Genomic DNA, 18,328 nt, shown 5'->3' on the forward strand with positions numbered 1-18,328 from the left:
TTGGACTGGTTATTGTAGTCTCGGAGCAGGGAGGGGGCAAGCTAAATGCCCGCATGTTCGCCGCGATAGACTGCCACGATCTCAGCCATGATGCTCAGGGCGATTTCTTCGGGCGTTTTGGCGCCAATGCTCAGGCCAATGGGGGCGTGCAGTTTATCCACTGTTATCTCGTCCAAACCTGCCTCTAACAGACGCTGTCTTCGCTTGGCCTGGTTTTTCCGGCTGCCAAGCGCCCCCACGTAGAAGCAATCGCTCGACAGGGCTGCGATCAGGGCCGGGTCGTCTATTTTGGGGTCGTGCGCCAGGGCCGCCACAGCGGTGGAGCTGTTGAGCTGAACTTCTTCGAAACCCTTGTTGGGCCAGGTCTGCAGCAAGAGGTCTGCATGGGCGAAGCGCTCCTGGGAAGCGAACAGGCGTCGGGGGTCAATGATGACGCTGCGGAAGCTGAGTGTGTTGGCCAAATGGGTCAATGCGATGGCCACATGCCCGCCGCCAACCATGACCAGTGTCGGCGCTGGTGGCAACGGATGGCTGAAGACCTCAGTTGTCCCTTTCGAGATGATTTGCGGCAAACGGCCATCTGCCAGGGTGATACCTAGAGGGCCGTTGCTGCTGGCGATCGGGCGCCCTGTCTCGTCCAGCAATTCCTGGGTCCCGGCGGCCTCACCACTGACGACTGTGTGTAAGTGGCTGTGTTGTTGGTTCTGGAGCCGCGGCAGCAGCGCGGCAAAGATCTCAGCATTCACGCGTTCGACAAAGATATCGATCTCGCCGCCGCAGGCCAAGCCCACGCCAAAGGCGGTTTCATCATCCACGTCGTAGTGCAGGCGTTGTGGCTGCCCGTCCTGAATGACTTGACGGGCGGCCTCGATAACCGCGCCTTCTACGCATCCACCGCTGACCGAGCCAACCAACTTGCCATCGGTTGTGATCGCCATGGTGGATCCCGGCCCGCGCGGCGCCGAGCCCCAAGTGGATATGACAGTGGCGATGGCGATTTTCTCGCCGTCCGCCAGCCAGTTTGCAAGGTCCGGCAGAAGCTCGCGCATAAGCTTAGTTTACGACTCTATCCGTTGTTTGACGCATCCAAAAAATTCCGCTGTGAGTTTTTGGGTCACGCTGCCCATCATGCGGGAAGCCAGGCTGGCGATAGTGCCCAGCACGTTGATGTCGGCCGTCCAGTCGAGCAGGGTGCCGCCTTCGGGGTCGTCGCTCAGACGCATCTCGGCAGTGCCTTCCACGGCGCTGCCAGGTGCTGTCCCGCGGCCTTTTAGGACCGCTCGATCTGGTGCTTCCAGGGCGGTGAATTCAATCTCCCCAGTGAAACTGACTTTGAGATTGCCCAGGCCAACTGAGCCGGTGGCGCGAAATTTCCTGTCGGTTTCCACAACTTCCATGTTCTCCAAGCCGGGGGCACAGGCGGCAACGAAATCCATGTCGGTAAGGGCCGCCCACACTTTGTCACGTGGGGCTTTGATGGTAGTTTTTCCATTAACTTGCATAGCTATAAGCCTCCTGTAGGGAGTGGAATTGCATAAGCATTAAATGCGTATAGCCAATTCCATTCAAAAAAGTAAAAAACTTCAAGACTTTAAAGCAACCAATTCGGCCACTCGTGGGTGGGTAGCGTACACGCCCCGGTATTTTTCAGGAAGTAGGGCGGCGATTTGCGCCATAATTTCATCCGTGCATTCTTTAAAGTACACATCTCGATCCGTCTTGGGTATCGGTGGCAAAGTGAAGGGTTCGCCAACTATGATGCGCACGTGGGGTCGGCGAAATTTGCGCAGCTGCTCTTTAACCACACGATCTTCACTGCCAATCACAGCCGACGGAATGATGGTGGCCCCAGAGCGGGCAGCCAGGAAGGCCGCACCGGGCTTGCCCTCAAGCAATGCTTCAGTGTGGCTTCGTGTGCCCTCCGGAGCGATCATCAGCATGCCGCCGCTTTTCAGCCGCCGTAAAACTTCTTTCAGCGTGCCGAAATCAGCCTCGTTGCGTTCCAGGAATAGCAGGTCCAGCGTCTTGACCATCCAACGATAGAAGGCCGATTGCCGATATTTCTCGGCCACAACAATGATCAGGTCATCCCGCCTGACCAGACCCAGTGAAAGGGCAGCGTCAAAGCGTCCCAAGTGATTGCTAACCCCAATCGTGGGTCCCTTGGCATTCTCCAGCTTCTCCATTCCAGAGATCTCGACGCGCATCAGGGAGCGGACGATGAGGTTGATCATCACCCGAAAGATACGACGTTTAGCTATTAGCCACACGACTACTTCGCCTTGCTTTTGCGCTTAGCTGTGTATGGCTTGCGCAGCGTGATAGGTTCTGTTTTCTTAGTGCGCAGTCTCAGATTTAGGAATTCCACAAAGACCGAGAAGCCCATGGCAAAGTAGATGTACCCCTTAGGAATGTGCTGGTGCAAACCTTCCACAACCAGCGAAAAGCCGATCAACAACAAGAAGGACAGGGCCAGCATTTTGATGGTGGGGTGTTTCTCCACAAAGGCGTTGATGCTGTTGACGGACAGGACCATGATGATGATGGCAATAACGACTGCGGCCACCATGACCGGCACACTATCCACCATGCCAACGGCTGTGATCACTGAGTCGATCGAAAAGACCAGATCGAGCAAGATGATCTGGGTGATCACGCCCACAAAAGAAGCCGCTACTTTAGCTTCAGCGTGCTCTTCGTCGCCTTCCAGCTTGTCGTGAATTTCAAAGGTGCTTTTCCCGATCAGGAACAGGCCGCCAACCAGCAGGATCATATCTTTGCCGGATACGGCCTGTTCAATGATCGGCAGCACAAACAGTGGGGTGGTTAAGCGCGTGATCCAGGCAATCGAGAAAAGCAAAAGCAGGCGGGTGATCAACGCCAGGGCCAAGCCTATCTGGCTGGCTCGCTTCTGCTGGTTGGCTGGTAGTTTGCTGGCCAGGATGGAGATAAACACCAGATTGTCAATGCCGAGGACAATCTCCAATGAGGTTAATGTAAGAAGTGCTATCCAGATTTCTGGATTCGTGATCCACTCCATGCTTTAGTGCTCCAGTCGGTAGGGAATGAAAGCGATTATATATCAGCTAGCTGCCGAGGAAGGCCAACAAATAATCAAAGGCGTCAAACAGGTACAGCACTGACAAGGCTACGGTGGCAATCACTACCCAGCGGACCCAGTTGGCGCCTTTGTTGACCGCCAGACGGGCAGCTACCCAGCCGCCGAGCATATTGCCCAAACCCAAAAGCAGTCCAATTCCCCAATCCACCTGACTGTTGTTGCTAAATATCAGGAGGGAAGAAATGCTAAAAGCCAGGACGATGATGATCTTGACTGCATTGGCTCGCACCAAATCGTACCCAACCGACAGCACCAAGGCCGCCAGCAGGAACACACCAACGCCCGCCTGAATAAAACCCCCATAGGCGCCGATCACAAACATGCTGGCGGATTGTTTCCAGTTCAGTCGGCCGGAGAGCTCCAAAAGACGGCCCTGCAACCAACGCTCCGGGCGCAGGATCAGAACCACCAGCATCAGCAGCATGACCGCACCGATCACGCGCTCCATAAGCTCTTCGTTGAGATTAACCGCTACGGAAGCGCCCAGGATGGAGCCCAGCACAGCCGGAACGCTGAGCACTAAGGCGCCACGCAGATCCAGCACCCGGCTTTGTTTGAAGCTCCAACCAGCAGCCACATTCTGCAGCAAGATGCCGACGCGATTAGTTCCATTGGCCACCGGTGCGGGGAGCCCGAGAAAAATTAGGATCGGCAGCGAGATCAGTGAGCCGCTGCCGGCCAGCGTATTGATAACCCCGCAGACGAAACCGGCCCCGATCACCAGGGCAGAAAGCCACCAGGATGTTTCCATGGCCAGAAGTGCTATTCGGAAATTGTGCGCTGCAGCTGGGTCAGGATGTTAACCAGCACATCCAGATCACTGAGCGCGGCCAAAGTATCTTCGGTGGCGATGTCCGCCTTGACCAGCTCCAGGCGTTCTCGAATGTCCCCCAGGGTATCGCCATAGCGCTCACCAACCAACTGCTCAAGGCTGGCCAAGGTCTGCTCAGAGCTCAGCAAGGCCGCCGAAGCACTCGCAGAGCGGTTGCGCATCAGTTCAAAGCGGGCCGTGTTCGCATCCGCCAGCAGGCTGTAGACTTCTTGCAATGGGCGGGACGCTTGCAGTGTAGCCACCTGCTCAGTGGCGCCTTGCAGCTCAGCAGTCAGATCAGCCACTTGGCTCTGCAAGGGAGCTATCAGCAGAAACCAAGCCAACAAGCCCGCCACTGCCAGAATGAGTACAAAGAAAATAAACCCTCGCAGCCAGCCAGCTATGCGTGAACCCGCCGACTGAGGTTCGTCTCCGTTATTCAACAACGTTTCTTTGCTGCTAAAGTCTTCAGGGGACATGTTCCCTCCACTAGGTCTTGGTAAACGAATCGGGAATGCACATTGTAACTGCAGAGCTAACTCATGATGGTGGGGGAGTGGCCGTAGATTAACTGCTAAGCCTAAGTGACCTGAAAAATGGACACCCTAGAACTTGCTGCATCGTAGATTTTTCTGTTCCGAAGTATGGAGCGCACAGCTAAGTTAGTAGAGTAGGATGAGTACCGCCGTACCTTTATGATTTCGATAAGTATTATTATCGCAAATTATGTTATACTGCATACAGGGTCAAAAAAGCCGCTTTGGGTCTATACTAAATTGTGTTGAAAAAATCTTCCAGGAGAAAAGCATATGCAAACCGTTGTTCGCGTGGCGCTGGGTACCTTTATCGGAATGTGGGCGTTTCTGATCTCCCTGCTGTTGGTGGGAAGAATTTTTGGCTCAGCCGTGCTGGGGCTCTTGCTCTAAAGTTGAATGTCCCACATAGTTTGCTTGCGATAATTCGTGACCGCCCTCTATAATTTACCTAAATGGATTCGGAAACTACGCTGACAATCGAACAAGCCATCAGCCAGTATGTGGACGCGGTCAAGCTGGCCAGATCAGAGAATACCACCATCGCTTATCACAAAGCCTTGGCGGCCTTTTCGCAGGTGCTTCTCAATGAGGGTTTAGACCCCAAGGAAACCTCTCTTTCGTATCTAAAAGAAGACAGCGTGGCTTGGTTTGCTGCTTCCCAGAAGCATCTCTCGCCGGCTACGGAGCGCCAACGCCTGACAGCGGTCGCCGGCTTCTTTGAGTTCCTGGCCGCTGAGCGGCTGGCAGAGCCGAACTTGCCGCGCGTACGGCTTCTGATCCGCCAGCGCAGCCGCCGGCCCGGCCCCCGCTTACCGCAGTTCCCGCGCCAGGCTATTGAGCAAACCGTTGACTTTGCCAACCAGCTGGCTGCTTATCCTGTGGAGAACGAGACGGACCACCTGCGCAACTTACGCGACCGCGCCTTCATTATCACTTTGGCCGATACCGGCCTGCGCGTGCATGAAGCCTGCAATTTGCGCAGGGGCGACCTGGACCCCAACGAAGGCAAAGCCATCATCATCGGCAAAGGCAACCGCGAGGCAGTCGTGCGCTTCTCCCAGCGCGCTCTGCGCGCCATCAAGGACTATCTCAACGCTCGCAGCACCCTGGATGGCAGTTCCGGCCGCCCCTTAGGCACACTGCCCATCTTCGCCCGACACGACAAAGGCAGTGCGAAAGCGATCAAGCTGATGACTCCTACCACGGGCAGGAACATCGTGGCGGAACGCACGCAGCAAGCGCTGGGCGTGGGGAACAGCGGCATCACGCCCCACTCCTTCCGCCACTACTTCGTAACGACAGTCCTCAGAGGATCAGGCGGAAATCTCAAACTGGCCCAGGAACTCGCCCGCCACCGCAATATTCAGGTGACCCAGCGCTACGCCCACCTAAGTGATGATGAATTGGATCGCGGCTATCACGATATTTTTGAGAATTGAATGGAATTATTTTTATGCAGGTTAATGGCTATGCGCAGTTTTGTGTATCACTCGATTTGTTATACTAGCGTTCACAATCTAAGTATTGCAAAGGACACATGGCACTCGAATTTCTGCTGATCATTGTTTTAGTTCTCATCAACGGTTTCTTCGCCGCACTTGAATTAGCTTTAGTCACTTCTCGCAAGCATCGCCTTCGCTCCATGGCGGACGAGGGCAAGACCGCCGCAACCGACGTCCTCCAAATCAAGGAAAAACCCGGGCACTATCTCGCCACTGTGCAGGTGGGCATCACCCTGGTCGGCCACTTGGCTGCGGCTTTTGGCGGCCAATCGGCGGCACCAGACATTGCCGAGGCGCTTGGCCAAGTGCCCCTTCTCGCCCCCTACGCCAACCAGCTAGCCCTGCTCACCATCGTGCTCGCCATCACCTACCTATCGCTTGTCTTCGGCGAATTGGTGCCTAAGCAACTGGCTCTGCGCAATCCGGAGGCGCTCTCCGTGGCATTGGTACGCCCGGTCAAATGGCTTTCCAAGATCGCCGCCCTGCCCATCCGCTTCCTCTCCTTTTCGGCGGATCTGATCCTGGGCCTGCTGGGGCCACAAACCGACGGCGGCCCCAGCACCAGCGCCGAAGAGATCGAACTGCTCGTTCAGCAAGGCACTGCAGAAGGCATATTCCAGATCAGTGAAGGCGCCTTTGTGCGCGGCGTCTTTGATTATGCCGACCGCAAAGCGCACGAGGTCATGACGGCCCGTCCCGAGATCAGCGCGCTGGAGGCTTCGCTTAGCCCGCGTGAAGCGCTGGAGCAGGCCGCAAAATCGGGCCATTCACGCTTTCCCGTCTATGAAGAGAGCTTGGATAGCGTGGTGGGCTATGTCCACCTCAAAGACTTAATCTGGGCCCAAGACGACACCCCACTAAGAGATATTGCCCGCCAGCTGGCTTATATTCCAGAATCCCTGCACCTGCCACAGATCTACAGCCTGCTCACCAAACAGCGAACCCACATGGCCATCGTGCTGGACGAATACGGTGGGACCGCCGGCCTGCTCACCCTGGAAGATGTCTTGGAGGTCATCGTGGGTGAAATCGATGACGAATACCAACCCGCTAACCTGGAAATCCGCAAGTTGGGAGACAAGGCCTGGCTGGTGGCCGGCAATATCCAGCTGGGCGATCTGAGCGCCAAACTCAATGTGGAGCTGCCCTCAACGGATGCCTACACCACCTGCGCCGGCCTGATCATGTCTGAATTGGGGCACCTGCCCAAAGTGGGCGAACAAATCGTCTATCAAGGCCTCACTTTTACGGTCCGCTCCATGGACAAACTGCGCATATCGAGTATTTTGGTCCAACAATCCATTGAGCCAGGCAAGCCGATCGGGAGCGCCACAGGGTAGCTTTACTTGACACTGAATTTTCTGAGTAGTACTATCGTAGTAGGTGCATGCACCGCTTACAAATTTCTCTTACTGGTAGTGGGACAAAGATGCGTTTTCCGGCACATTTAATCGTGTGCCGCAATATCTGCTAAAGGAGGCGCCAGAAAAAGTACTGTTCTCTAGCTTCAGTATTACCCTGCAACTATCCAAGGAGAAAAGAATGAAGAATTTCAATAAGGTTTGGCTCATGGTGAGCGTGTTGGCAATGCTCGCGCTCATTATGGCCGCCTGCGCCCCAGCGGCTAGCACCCCGGATGCGGATACGGGTGACAGCGGCGACGCGGCAGATTTTGCCGGCGAAACTGTAACCATCTTCACCGCCGCTGAGGGCGAGCAGGTTGCCCTCTTCCAGCGCAACTTCGATGCTTTCGAAGAGCGCACTGGCATTGAAGTTGTGGTTGAAGCTTCGCCCGACTTTGAGACCGTCGCCTTGGTGCGCGCCGAAGCTGGCGACTCCTACGACATCCTCAACTTCCCCCAACCCGGCCTGATGGCAGACTTTGCCCGCTCTGGCTTCCTGGTGGATTTGGGCGGCTTCCTCTCACAGGATTATATGCTGACCAAGTACACCCAGTCCTGGATCGATCTGGGCACGGTGGATGGTTCGCTGTATGGCGTTTGGCATAATGCGGATGTGAAGAGCCTGGTGTGGTACGCCAAACCGGCCTTTGACGCTGCTGGCTATTCCATCCCGCAGACCTGGGACGAAATGATCGCCCTCTCTGACCAGATCGTTGCCGATGGCGGCACGCCCTGGTGTATCGGCTTTGAGAGCGGTGGCGCCACGGGTTGGCCTGGCACCGACTGGGTGGAAGACATCATGCTGCGCACTGCCTCCCCGGAAGATTATGACGCCTGGGTGGCCGGCGAGCTGGCTTTTGACTCTCCCCAAGTACGCAACGCTTTTGAAGTTGCCAGCGAGATCTGGATGAACCCGGACTACGTCCTGGGCGGCACCACCGGCATCTTGACCACCAACTTCGGCGATGCGCCCAACATGCTGCTGGGTGATGAGCCCGCTTGTTACATGATGCGCCAAGCCAGCTTCATCGCCGGCTTCTTTGCCGAGGGCACTGAGATCGGTACGGATGTGGATTACTTCTACCTGCCGCCGATTGACGCCGCTTATGGCAAGCCAGTGCTTGGCTCCGGTTCGCTGTTGAGCATGGGCAAGGACACCCCCGCTGTACGCGCCGTGATGGAGTTCCTGACCACCGGCGAATCGGCTCGGGCTGAAGTGGAAGCCGGCATCCTGATCGCTCCGCATCTGGACGCCAGCCTCGACTGGTACCCCAACGACCTGACCCGCGGCTTTGCTGAGATCCTGGCCAATGCTGACACGTTCCGCTTCGACGGTTCTGACCTGATGCCTGGCGCCGTGGGCGCTGGCAGCTTCTGGACCGGCATTGTGGACTTCGTGGGCGGCTCCAATCTGGACAGTGTGTTACAGGCAATTGACACCAGCTGGCCTTAAGCCTCAGGCCGCTTAATGTCTTTGTGCTAAAGTAGAGAAGCAGGGCAGTCATTTGACTGCCCTGCTTACTACTGGCTGATCACCAAGTGCTGAAAGGAGCCGGCATGCTTAAAACCACCAGCCGCAACCTGACTGATTTCCTTTCTACTGGGCCGCTGCGCGTGGCCATGACTTTCCTAGGCCCAGTGGTGACCTTCTTCGTCTTCCGCGAAAGTTTGCGCTTTATGACCACCCCGGGCGTCAACAAGTACATGGCCGCCCTGGTAGCCCTGTTTGTCGGCGTGGTGGGCGTGTGGGCCTTGTACCTGGTGATGGACTCGCTCGTCTCCCTGTTGCCGGAAAGCATGCGGGAGCGCGTCCGCCCTTATGCTTTTATCGGGCCGGCGGTCATTATCCTGGCCGCTTACCTCATCTACCCCACCTTCAACACGATTTACCTGAGCCTCAGGGATGCCCGCGGCCTGGATTGGGCAAACGTCAACAGCCCCCTCGGCTTGCCTCTGGACAATTACGTCTTTATTTTCTCAGACCCCAGCATGCTCCTCACGCTGCGCAACAACTTGCTCTGGCTGGTCGGAGTTACCACGGTGGTGGTTTCATTGGGCTTGATCATCGCCGTAATGGTGGACCGCATCCGCCTGGAATCGCTGGCCAAGTCGATCATCTTTCTTCCCATGGCCATCTCGGCCGTGGGCGCCAGCGTGATCTGGAAATTCATCTATAACTTCCGTGCGCCCGGCCAACCGCAAAATGGCTTGCTCAACGCCATATGGGTCGCGCTCGGCAATAATCCTGTAGGCTGGCTGATCGAGAAACCTTGGAACAATTTCTTCTTAATCATCATCCTGATCTGGCTGCTGACTGGCTTTGCGATGGTGGTGCTATCCGCAGCTGTCAAAGGCGTACCTGCAGAATTGATCGAAGCCGCCCGCTTGGATGGCGCCAGTGAAATACGGATCTTCTTTAACGTGATCATCCCCTACATCCAGGGCACGATCATCACCATCACCACCACCATCATCATCATGGTCCTCAAAGTATTCGATATCGTGTTTGTGATGACCAACGGGCAGTTCGATACGCAGGTGATCGCCAACCGCATGTATACCGAAATGTTTACGTTTCGGCATTTTGGGCGGGGCAGCGCCTTGGCCGTGTTGTTGCTCTTGGCCGTATTCCCCATCATGATCAGCAATATTCGCAGCCAGCAACGTGAAAGGAACTGAGCCATGACCGCCCAAACACGAAAATCCAGCAATTTCAAACAATTTGGCCAAGTGCTCACTGGGCTGCCTATGCGCATCGTCATCTTGGCGATCTGCTTTTTGTGGACCCTGCCCACAGCCGGCTTGTTAATCAGCTCGTTCCGTCCGGCAGCAGATCTGCAAACCACCGGATGGTGGACAACCCTTCTGCATCCTTTCGAGATGAGCCAGTGGACCGTAGAAAATTACGTGGATGTGCTCACCTCGGCAAACATGGAAACGGCCTTTCTGAATAGCTTCCTGGTTACCCTACCCTCGGTGGTCATCCCCATCACGATTGCGGCCTTTGCAGCCTATGCTTTCGCCTGGCTGCAATTCCCCGGGCGCAATTTCCTTTTTGCCCTGGTCATCGGTCTGATGGTGGTGCCCCTGCACATGTCGCTGATACCGATGTTAAGGGTCTACACCTCGCTAAACCTAAACGGCACATTCCTCGGCGTGTGGCTGGCCCACACCGGTTTTGGTCTGCCTCTGGCGATCTACTTGCTCTACGGCTACATATCTTCACTGCCGAAAGAGATCATCGAATCGGCTCAAATTGACGGGGCCTCCCCTATGGCCACCTTCATCCGCCTGGTCTTGCCCCTCTCGGTGCCAGCCATCGCCTCCTTCGCCATCTTCCAGTTCCTGTGGGTTTGGAATGATCTGCTGGTGGCCTTGGTCTTTCTAGGCACCAGCCGCAATTCAGTGGTCATGACGGCCCAGTTGGCCAGTCTGATCGGCGACCGTGGCCAGGACTGGCACATCCTGACCGCAGGCGCTTTTATCACCATGATCGTGCCCCTCATTATCTTCTTCTCATTGCAGCGTTACTTTGTACGCGGCCTGACGGCTGGTTCGGTCAAAGGCTAAGCCAACTCAGATCAATCACTTGACCAAAGAACCTGACCCATCTACACTCAGCGGATGGGTCAGGTTCTTTAACTTATGGACAAAAACACACACTGGTTTAAAGATGCCGTCTTCTACGAAGTCTATGTACGCGCCTACCGGGACAGCAACGGAGACGGCCACGGTGACTTGCTCGGCTTGGTTGAGAAACTGGATTACTTGCAAGACCTGGGGGTGGACTGCCTGTGGCTGATGCCCATCTTCCCTTCCCCACTATTGGATGATGGCTATGATGTAGCTGACTTCCGCGGCATTCACCCCGACTTTGGGAACCTGGATGACTTCAAGCTGCTGATCGCCGAAGCGCACAAACGGTCCATCCGCATCATCACCGACATGGTGATGAACCACACCTCGGACCAGCATCCCTGGTTTCAAGAAGCTCGCAAAGACAAGAACTCCAGATATCGCGACTATTATGTCTGGTCAGATACAGACGAGAAATTCAGTGAAGCGCGGATCATCTTCCTAGACACGGAAAAATCCAACTGGACTTGGGACGATCAAGCGCAGCAATTTTATTGGCATCGCTTTTACTCCTCGCAGCCCGACTTGAATTACGACAATCCAGAAGTTCAGCAGGAAATGCTGGATATCATGAAATTCTGGCTGGACCTGGGCATCGATGGCTTTCGAGTCGACGCCATCCCCTACTTATACGAACGCGAAGGCACCAACGGCGAAAACCTGCCTGAGACGCATGCCTATCTGAAGCAAGTGCGCGCATTTTTTGATCAGCATGCCCCAGAAGGCATCCTGCTCTCCGAAGCCAATCAGTGGCCGGAGGATGTGCGCGCCTACTTTGGCGACGGCGATGAAATGCACATGGCCTTTCATTTTCCCGTCATGCCGCGCATTTTTATGGCGCTCAAGCGCCAGGATAGCACTCCGATCCGTCAAATTCTGGAGCGGACGCCAGCCATCCCGATGAACAACCAATGGTGCACCTTCCTGCGCAATCATGATGAACTGACCCTGGAAATGGTGACGGAAGAGGAGCGCCAATGGATGTGGGAGCAATACGCCCCAGAGCCGCGCATGCGCCTCAACTTGGGCATCCGCCGCCGGCTAGCGCCGCTGCTGGGCAACAATAAAGTCAAGATCCTGCTGGCAAACTCGCTGCTCTTCTCACTGCCCGGCTCTCCCATTGTGTACTACGGGGACGAGATCGGCATGGGCGACAATATCTGGCTGGACGACCGCAACGGCGTACGCACGCCGATGCAATGGGAGGACAGCTCCAATGCCGGCTTTTCCCCTGCGCAGCAGACCTATGCGCCAGTCATCACAGAGCCGCCATTTTCATATCAGTCCGTGAATGTGGCCAGCCAACAAGCCGATCCAAACTCGCTTTACCACCACATCAAGGGCATGATCGCCAATCGAAAAAATGAACGCGTGTTTGGCTGGGGAGAGCTGGCTTGGGCCCAAAATGATCATCCAGAACAGATCCTGGCCTATTATCGCCAGTTCGCCGATGAGCTGGTGCTTGTGGTCAATAATTTGAGCGAGTCAGAGCAGACCACGCGCATCGAGCTGGTCGAAGGCATGCTGACGCCGGCGCTTGTGGACTTACTCTCCCAGCAAACTTACAGCCCCACCAGCGGCTTCTTGGAGTTAACCCTGCCGTCTTACAGCTATCTCTGGCTAAAACCGGTGCAGCCCGGCTAGGCTATCCGAAACGGCCGGTAATGTAATCTTCGGTGATCTTGCGACCCGGGTTGGTGAAGATCGTCTTGGTATCGCCGTATTCCATCAGCTGGCCCGTGCGCTTGCCATCCTCGGAGAGCGAGAAGAAAGCGGTGTAGTCAGACACACGCGCCGCCTGCTGCATATTGTGCGTGACGATGATGATCGTGTACTCGCGGGCCAGGTCATGCATCAGCTCTTCGATGCGCAGCGTGGCGATCGGGTCCAGGGCTGAGCAGGGTTCGTCCATCAAAATGATGTCAGGCTTTACCGCAATCGCCCGCGCAATGCACAGGCGCTGCTGCTGGCCACCAGAGAGTGACGTCCCACTTTGGTCCAATTTGTCATGCACCTCATCCCAAAGGGCGGCGCCGCGCAATGCCGATTCCACTAACTCGTCCATATTGCCGGTGTAGCCATTGATTCGTGCGCCCCAGGCAATGTTCTCGTAAATGGACTTGGGGAAAGGATTCGGCTTTTGGAACACCATGCCGACATGCCGGCGCACTTCAACAGGATCCACATCACGCTCGTAAATATTGTGTCCGTTGAAGAGCACCACTCCCTTTGTGCTCACGCTGGGGATAAGCTCATTCATACGGTTGAAAGCGCGTAACACGGTGCTCTTTCCACAGCCAGAAGGCCCAATGATGGCGGTGATCTTATGATGCTCAATCTCTAAATTGACATTACCCACAGCCTGAAAGGCGCCATAGAAAATGGCGAGATCTTTGGTCTCGATCGCATAGGTGCTGTTCTGCATGACTTCAGTAACTCCTTCGGGAGCGATTGCGCAGTAAGATTGCAGTCGCATTCAAGGTAAGCAGCATCACCAGCAAAACCAGGCTGGCCGCTGCGGCAAGGTGATGGTAGGCGCCCTGCGGGCGGGTGGTCCATTGGAAAATCTGAATGGGCAATGTAGTGAACTTGGAAAAAGGGCCACTCGGGTCCACTTGAATAAAAGTGGATGCCCCGATGACGATCAGCGGCGCGGTTTCACCGATCGCCCGAGAGACCGCCAGAATGCTGCCGGTCAAAATACCCGGCAGCGCATTCGGCAGCACGTGCGCCCAAATGGTCTCCCATCGCGTGGCACCCAGACCAAAGCTGGCTTCACGCAGTGAATTTGGCACGGCTTTGATGGCCTCTTGAGCGTTAATGATGATCAGCGGCAACACCAACAAACCGAGGGTTAAGCCAGCTGAGAGGATGGTACGCCCGTTGGCCGTAGCCGGGTCCACCGCACCGAAAGCAATGCCGCTGGTAAACAGGCCAAACGCCCGCACAAAGATAGCCAAACCGAGCATGCCATAGATGATCGAAGGCACGCCCGCCAGGTTATTGATGTTGGTTTGAATGATGCGGTTGATTTGATTATCCTGGGCATATTCCTGCAAATACACCGCTGCGCCTACGCCCACTGGAAGTGAAAAGGCGATGGCGATGGCGATCGTCCATAACGAACCCAAAATTGCAGTGCGCACCCCAGCAATTTCAGGATAGCTGGACTGCTGAGCACGCACAAAATTCCAACTCAGCCAGTTGCGGAACTGCAATTCCGCATTAGGGAAATCCCTCTCCAGCGTCTCCGAAATTTGTTCGCGAATGAACAAGGAGTCGTACAACGTCCAACTTTCTAGAATACGCGGGGAAATCACAAACTCCTGGATCAGCGCATACACATTGGCTTCATCGCGTTCCGCAAAGGGTTGATCGCGCTCGAACCGCGCGTAAAGGCCGGCCGAGATGTTGCCGCGCAGCGTTTGCACCAGGTTCTCCTTGTCCTGCGCATCCAGTGGAATGCCGTTGACAGCCAAGCTGTCCGGGTCCACCTTGTTCTCGACAGCGACATACCCAAACGAGTCATTCAGGATGGTCAGCAGCAATACGGTCAGCGCCACCACCCCGATCAAGGTGGCCACCTGGAAAATGGCCAGCCACAGCTTGCCACTGACATGTCGGCGGCTTACTTGAACAGAGGTATCTGTAAATTTCGAAGATGCCTGGCTCATTCGTAGACCTCACGGAAACGACGCACGATGCGCTGGCTGATGATGTTAAGCACCAAGGTCATCAGGAATAGCATCAGACCTACTGCAAAGATGCTGTTGTAATCCAGAGAGTCGTAACTTAGGTCACCACCGCTAATCCGAGCGATATGCCCGGTCATGGTTTCTGCAGCTTTAAAGGGGTTGAAGGTGAAGTTTGGCCCGGCCCCAGCCGCAATCGCCACTACCATAGTTTCACCAATCGCCCGCGAGGTGGCCAGGATGACAGCGGCGGCAATGCCGGAGAAAGCGGCCGGCAGCACGATCTGAATCGCAGTCTCCAAGCGAGTGGCCCCTAAGCCATAGGCCGCCTCCCGCAAAGAACGGGGCACCGCGGACAGGGCGTCCTCACTGACCGTGCTGACAAAGGGCAGGATCAGGATGCCCACCACAATGCCGGCGGAAGCCATGTTGTATATCTCGACTACGCTGGAACCAAAGATGGCGCGCAGCAAGGGGGTCATGAACGTCAAAGCAAAGAAGCCGTATACCACCGTCGGCACTCCTGCCAGGATCTCCAAAATCGGCTTAAGCCTGCTGCGCGCTTTCGGTGTAGCGTATTCGCTGAGGTAGATGGCCGTCGCCAAGCCTAAAGGCAGAGCCACCAGAATGGCGATGCCTGAAACGATCAACGTAGAGTTCAACAAAGGCAGAATGCCAAAACGTCCGTTGTGCGGCTCCCAGGCCGTGCCAGTCAAGAATTCCAACAGGCTGGGGTTAATTTCCCGGGAAAGGGTCAGCCCAGCCCGATGAGCGATTGGCTCAGTCTCCTGTGCGCCGCGCTGCATCTGAACGATCGTGCCGTCCACAGCTTCCAACAACATGATCTCGTCGCCGATACGGTAGTGGGAGCCCACTTCCAAGGCCGGACCCTGCGCACCCACTTCAAATAGAGCTTGCTCTGGGGATATATCAGCCACTAAAGGCTTGTGGGCTGGCAACCACTGCTGGTAGCCGAAGAAAAGATATGCCTCTTTGCTTAGTTCGTAAATAATTCCGGTGGTGACAAAGATCGAGATCAGGCCGCAAAGGAACAACAAGCCCTGAATAATAACTTCATGGATGCGAGTGCGTCGGCGCAGCGGAGGAACAGGAGGGGTTGGAATGGCCATGACGCGTCTTGTTTAACCTCGCAAGAAAGTGAAATTCATTATAACTGTGTCAGGTCAGTGAACTTGGGGCGGCTGGCTCAGGCCAGCCGCCCCAAGGAATTCTGATACTGCGACAGTCGTGGTGCGGAGTTTTACTGACCGACAGCGGCCCAGAAGTTGTCCCACGAAGCTTCGATAGCAGCTTCACTGGCCTGGAAGTAACCCACGTCCACGATCTCCTCATTCACATAGGAGAGGTAGAAATGGATGAAGGCAGCCACTTGGGGCTTCTCCGCCAGGATGGCGGCATCCGAGAAGAGGAACAGCGGGCGAGCCAAGACGTAGCTACCGTCTTCTACGCTGACATTGTCCGGAGCTACACCATTGATGCTGACAATGTTCATCGCACCGGCGTTCTCCACGTAGTAAGCGTAGCCAAAGAAACCGATCGCATACGGGCTACCCAACACGCCTTGAACCAAAACGTTGTCGTCTTCGCTCATCTGGGTATTGGAAGCAGCCAGGATAGCCGTCGGGTCTGTACCATGGATGATCTCGACGAAGAAGTCGAAGGTGCCGGAGTCCGTACCAGGGATGAAGCGCTGAATGGGTTCGTTCGGCCATTCAGAGCGCACATCGGACCAGGTGTTGGCGGCGCCAAAGATCAAGGCCAGCTCTTCGCTGGTCACGTCGGTGACAAAGTCGTTCTGCGAGCTGACCACCACAGAAACCGCATCAGTACCTACATAGAACTGAATAGGCTCACGGCCAATCGCGCGGCAGGACTCGACTTCGCTTTCGCGGATCGGGCGGCTGGCATTGGCGATGTCGGTCTCACCAGCAACGCAGAAGCGCTCGTAGCCGGCGCCAGACCCAATGCTGTCGATGGTGATGGTGTCGCCAAAGCCTTCCAGGTTGAAGCGCTCAGCCATGCGCTCAGACAAGGGATAGACGGTGGAGCTTCCGGCGGTGATGATGTCACCGGAAACGTTCAGCGGGCTGAACGGGTCAGCCGGCGCGGCTGGCTCCTCAGTTGCCGCGGCAGCCGTGGTCGGCTGCGCCGGCACTTCAGTGGCGGGCGCAGGGGCGCCGCAGGCTGCCAGCGCCAAGCCGGAAATAACCAGCAGGGCCAGCAGCGTTTGAATCTTTCGATTCATGGGGATTCCTCCTAAGGGAAAAGTGGGGTTATTCATACAGCAGCATGGTAGCAGTCCCACTTTAAGCCAATGGAAAAACCATGCTAAGGGATTGTTAACGAATTCTGCGGTTAGATCAGGGGAATGGTGAAATAAAAGCGGCTGCCTTTACCTTCCTGGCTTTCCACGCCAATGCGCCCGCCGTGCGCTTCAACCACATGCTTGGCGATCGCCAACCCCAGGCCGGTGCCTGTTTTATTACGGGCCGGGTCGGTCTTGTAAAAGCGTTCAAAAATACGCGGCTGGTCCTCGGCAGAAATGCCCACCCCGCTGTCTGTGACCGAAAATTCCATCACGCCATCCCCGCGGCCCAGAGCAAGCGAAATGCGCCCGCCCTTGGGGGTGAACTTGATCGCATTTTGGATCAAGTTCACCAAGACCTGCTCCAGGCGGGAAGCATCCGCCATCACCTGCGCCACGCCGGCATCCAAGTCAGCCTCCAGTTGCACCCCGGCGCGCTCCGCCTGCAAACGCAAACGTTCCAGGCTGCGCTGCACGACGGCGGCGCTATCCGTGGGCTGCAGTTGCAGCGGCACTTGCTTGGACTCGATGCGGGCCAGCTCCAAAAGCTCTGAGACCAGCTCGGACAAAGCATCCACTTCGGTTTCAATGTGGCCCAAGAAACGCCGCGCCATCTCTGGCTCTTCCAAAGCACCCGCCCGCAAGCTTTCCGTCAGCGCCTTGAGCGAGGTCAGCGGTGTGCGCAGTTCGTGCGATACATTGCTCACGAAATCACGCCGGATGGTTTCCAGGCGCAGCAACTCGCTCACATCCTCAAACAGCATCAGCGCCTGGCCCTGCATATCGCCAGAGAGTGGATAGACCGTGGCGCTCAAATGGCGCTTGCTCTGGGGTACCTCAGCGGTAAGTGTTTGTGGCAATCCCAGCTCCCTACTGCGCCGCCACAGCTCCACAAAGCGATAATGGCGCAACAGGTGCGGCAGGCTCTCTGCCTGCGCCTCTTGAGAGCTGAGAGAAAAAAGCTGTGCAACAGCTTTATTGGCTATGCGCACTTCTCCATCTGAGTCAACCAACACCAGGCCGACCTTCAGATGCCCCAACATCTGCTGCTGGTCAAGGGCGTTCTCGTGCGGGTTGGGGGGCGTCTCTGGCTGCACGGGCGTCGGCTTATCCTCTCGCCGCCAAGCGGCCAGCCCGGCAGTGGTCAGCACGACTAAGGCGGCCAGCCCCAGGCTCAGCCACGAAGAACCAGGCGAAACAGGGGCCACTGGCTGCAGGGCTACATAGACAATAAGAATTAGAGGGAGTTGGAGCAGCAGAAAAGCGGCGAAGCGCCGCCAGCTAAAGCGACCCGAAAACAT

17 protein-coding genes are annotated in these 18,328 nt (G+C 56.1%); 6 read left to right on the forward strand and 11 right to left on the reverse strand.

What is annotated here, in order from left to right:
- Positions 1-41 precede the first annotated feature (41 nt).
- The 6 genes from KF885_09695 to KF885_09720 all read right to left on the reverse strand — a co-directional run bounded on the left by KF885_09695 (position 42) and on the right by KF885_09720 (position 4,411).
- Positions 42-1,049, reverse strand: coding sequence for an XdhC family protein (locus KF885_09695; GenBank protein ID MBX3049431.1), 1,008 nt, complete (start codon positions 1,047-1,049; stop codon positions 42-44).
- Between the two features lie 9 nt (positions 1,050-1,058).
- Positions 1,059-1,502: a carbon monoxide dehydrogenase subunit G gene (locus tag KF885_09700; protein MBX3049432.1), complete on the reverse strand. Its 444-nt coding sequence runs from the start codon at positions 1,500-1,502 to the stop codon at positions 1,059-1,061.
- An 81-nt stretch (positions 1,503-1,583) separates the two neighbouring features.
- Positions 1,584-2,234 (reverse strand): 1-acyl-sn-glycerol-3-phosphate acyltransferase, encoded by a 651-nt coding sequence (locus tag KF885_09705; protein ID MBX3049433.1) that lies wholly within the window; start codon positions 2,232-2,234, stop codon positions 1,584-1,586.
- Positions 2,235-2,272: 38 nt separating this feature from the next.
- Positions 2,273-2,986, reverse strand: coding sequence for a TerC family protein (locus KF885_09710; GenBank protein ID MBX3049434.1), 714 nt, complete (start codon positions 2,984-2,986; stop codon positions 2,273-2,275).
- A 100-nt stretch (positions 2,987-3,086) separates the two neighbouring features.
- On the reverse strand, positions 3,087-3,872 hold the full coding sequence (locus KF885_09715) for a sulfite exporter TauE/SafE family protein (GenBank protein MBX3049435.1): 786 nt from the start codon (positions 3,870-3,872) through the stop codon (positions 3,087-3,089).
- 11 nt (positions 3,873-3,883) lie between these two features.
- A complete protein-coding gene (locus KF885_09720; protein ID MBX3049436.1) occupies positions 3,884-4,411 on the reverse strand; it encodes a hypothetical protein in 528 nt (175 codons plus the stop codon).
- Between the two features lie 509 nt (positions 4,412-4,920).
- Between KF885_09720 and KF885_09725 the strand changes: the two genes are divergently transcribed.
- From KF885_09725 to treS, 6 genes are all read left to right on the forward strand, one after another.
- Positions 4,921-5,907 (forward strand): tyrosine-type recombinase/integrase, encoded by a 987-nt coding sequence (locus tag KF885_09725; GenBank protein ID MBX3049437.1) that lies wholly within the window; start codon positions 4,921-4,923, stop codon positions 5,905-5,907.
- 98 nt (positions 5,908-6,005) lie between these two features.
- Positions 6,006-7,310, forward strand: a complete 1,305-nt coding sequence (locus KF885_09730) for an HlyC/CorC family transporter (GenBank protein ID MBX3049438.1) — start codon at positions 6,006-6,008, stop codon at positions 7,308-7,310.
- 202 nt (positions 7,311-7,512) lie between these two features.
- Positions 7,513-8,826 (forward strand): carbohydrate ABC transporter substrate-binding protein, encoded by a 1,314-nt coding sequence (locus KF885_09735; protein MBX3049439.1) that lies wholly within the window; start codon positions 7,513-7,515, stop codon positions 8,824-8,826.
- Positions 8,827-8,930: 104 nt separating this feature from the next.
- Positions 8,931-10,052, forward strand: coding sequence for a sugar ABC transporter permease (locus tag KF885_09740; GenBank protein MBX3049440.1), 1,122 nt, complete (start codon positions 8,931-8,933; stop codon positions 10,050-10,052).
- A gap of 3 nt (positions 10,053-10,055) precedes the next feature.
- Positions 10,056-10,943 carry a carbohydrate ABC transporter permease gene (locus tag KF885_09745; protein MBX3049441.1) on the forward strand — a complete coding sequence of 296 codons (888 nt, stop codon included), beginning with the start codon at positions 10,056-10,058 and terminating at the stop codon, positions 10,941-10,943.
- A gap of 75 nt (positions 10,944-11,018) precedes the next feature.
- Positions 11,019-12,653 (forward strand): maltose alpha-D-glucosyltransferase, encoded by a 1,635-nt coding sequence (treS, locus tag KF885_09750; GenBank protein ID MBX3049442.1) that lies wholly within the window; start codon positions 11,019-11,021, stop codon positions 12,651-12,653.
- Position 12,654: 1 nt separating this feature from the next.
- On the opposite strand, the gene pstB is transcribed toward treS, so the two are convergent.
- From pstB to KF885_09775, 5 genes are all read right to left on the reverse strand, one after another.
- Positions 12,655-13,434, reverse strand: a complete 780-nt coding sequence (gene pstB, locus KF885_09755; protein MBX3049443.1) for a phosphate ABC transporter ATP-binding protein — start codon at positions 13,432-13,434, stop codon at positions 12,655-12,657.
- Between the two features lie 4 nt (positions 13,435-13,438).
- The gene (gene pstA / locus KF885_09760) at positions 13,439-14,683 is read right to left on the reverse strand and encodes a phosphate ABC transporter permease PstA (protein ID MBX3049444.1); all 1,245 of its coding nucleotides are present in this window, start codon (positions 14,681-14,683) and stop codon (positions 13,439-13,441) included.
- Entirely contained in the window at positions 14,680-15,543 is an 864-nt protein-coding gene (gene pstC / locus KF885_09765; protein ID MBX3049445.1) for a phosphate ABC transporter permease subunit PstC, read from the reverse strand. Before pstC ends, pstA begins: the two co-directional genes overlap by 4 nt.
- 419 nt (positions 15,544-15,962) lie before the next feature.
- A complete protein-coding gene (locus tag KF885_09770) occupies positions 15,963-16,967 on the reverse strand; it encodes a PstS family phosphate ABC transporter substrate-binding protein (GenBank protein ID MBX3049446.1) in 1,005 nt (334 codons plus the stop codon).
- Between the two features lie 110 nt (positions 16,968-17,077).
- On the reverse strand, positions 17,078-18,328 hold the full coding sequence (locus KF885_09775) for a PAS domain-containing protein (GenBank protein MBX3049447.1): 1,251 nt from the start codon (positions 18,326-18,328) through the stop codon (positions 17,078-17,080).

This window comes from Anaerolineales bacterium, from assembly GCA_019637805.1.
GTDB lineage: Bacteria > Chloroflexota > Anaerolineae > Anaerolineales > UBA11579 > JAMCZK01.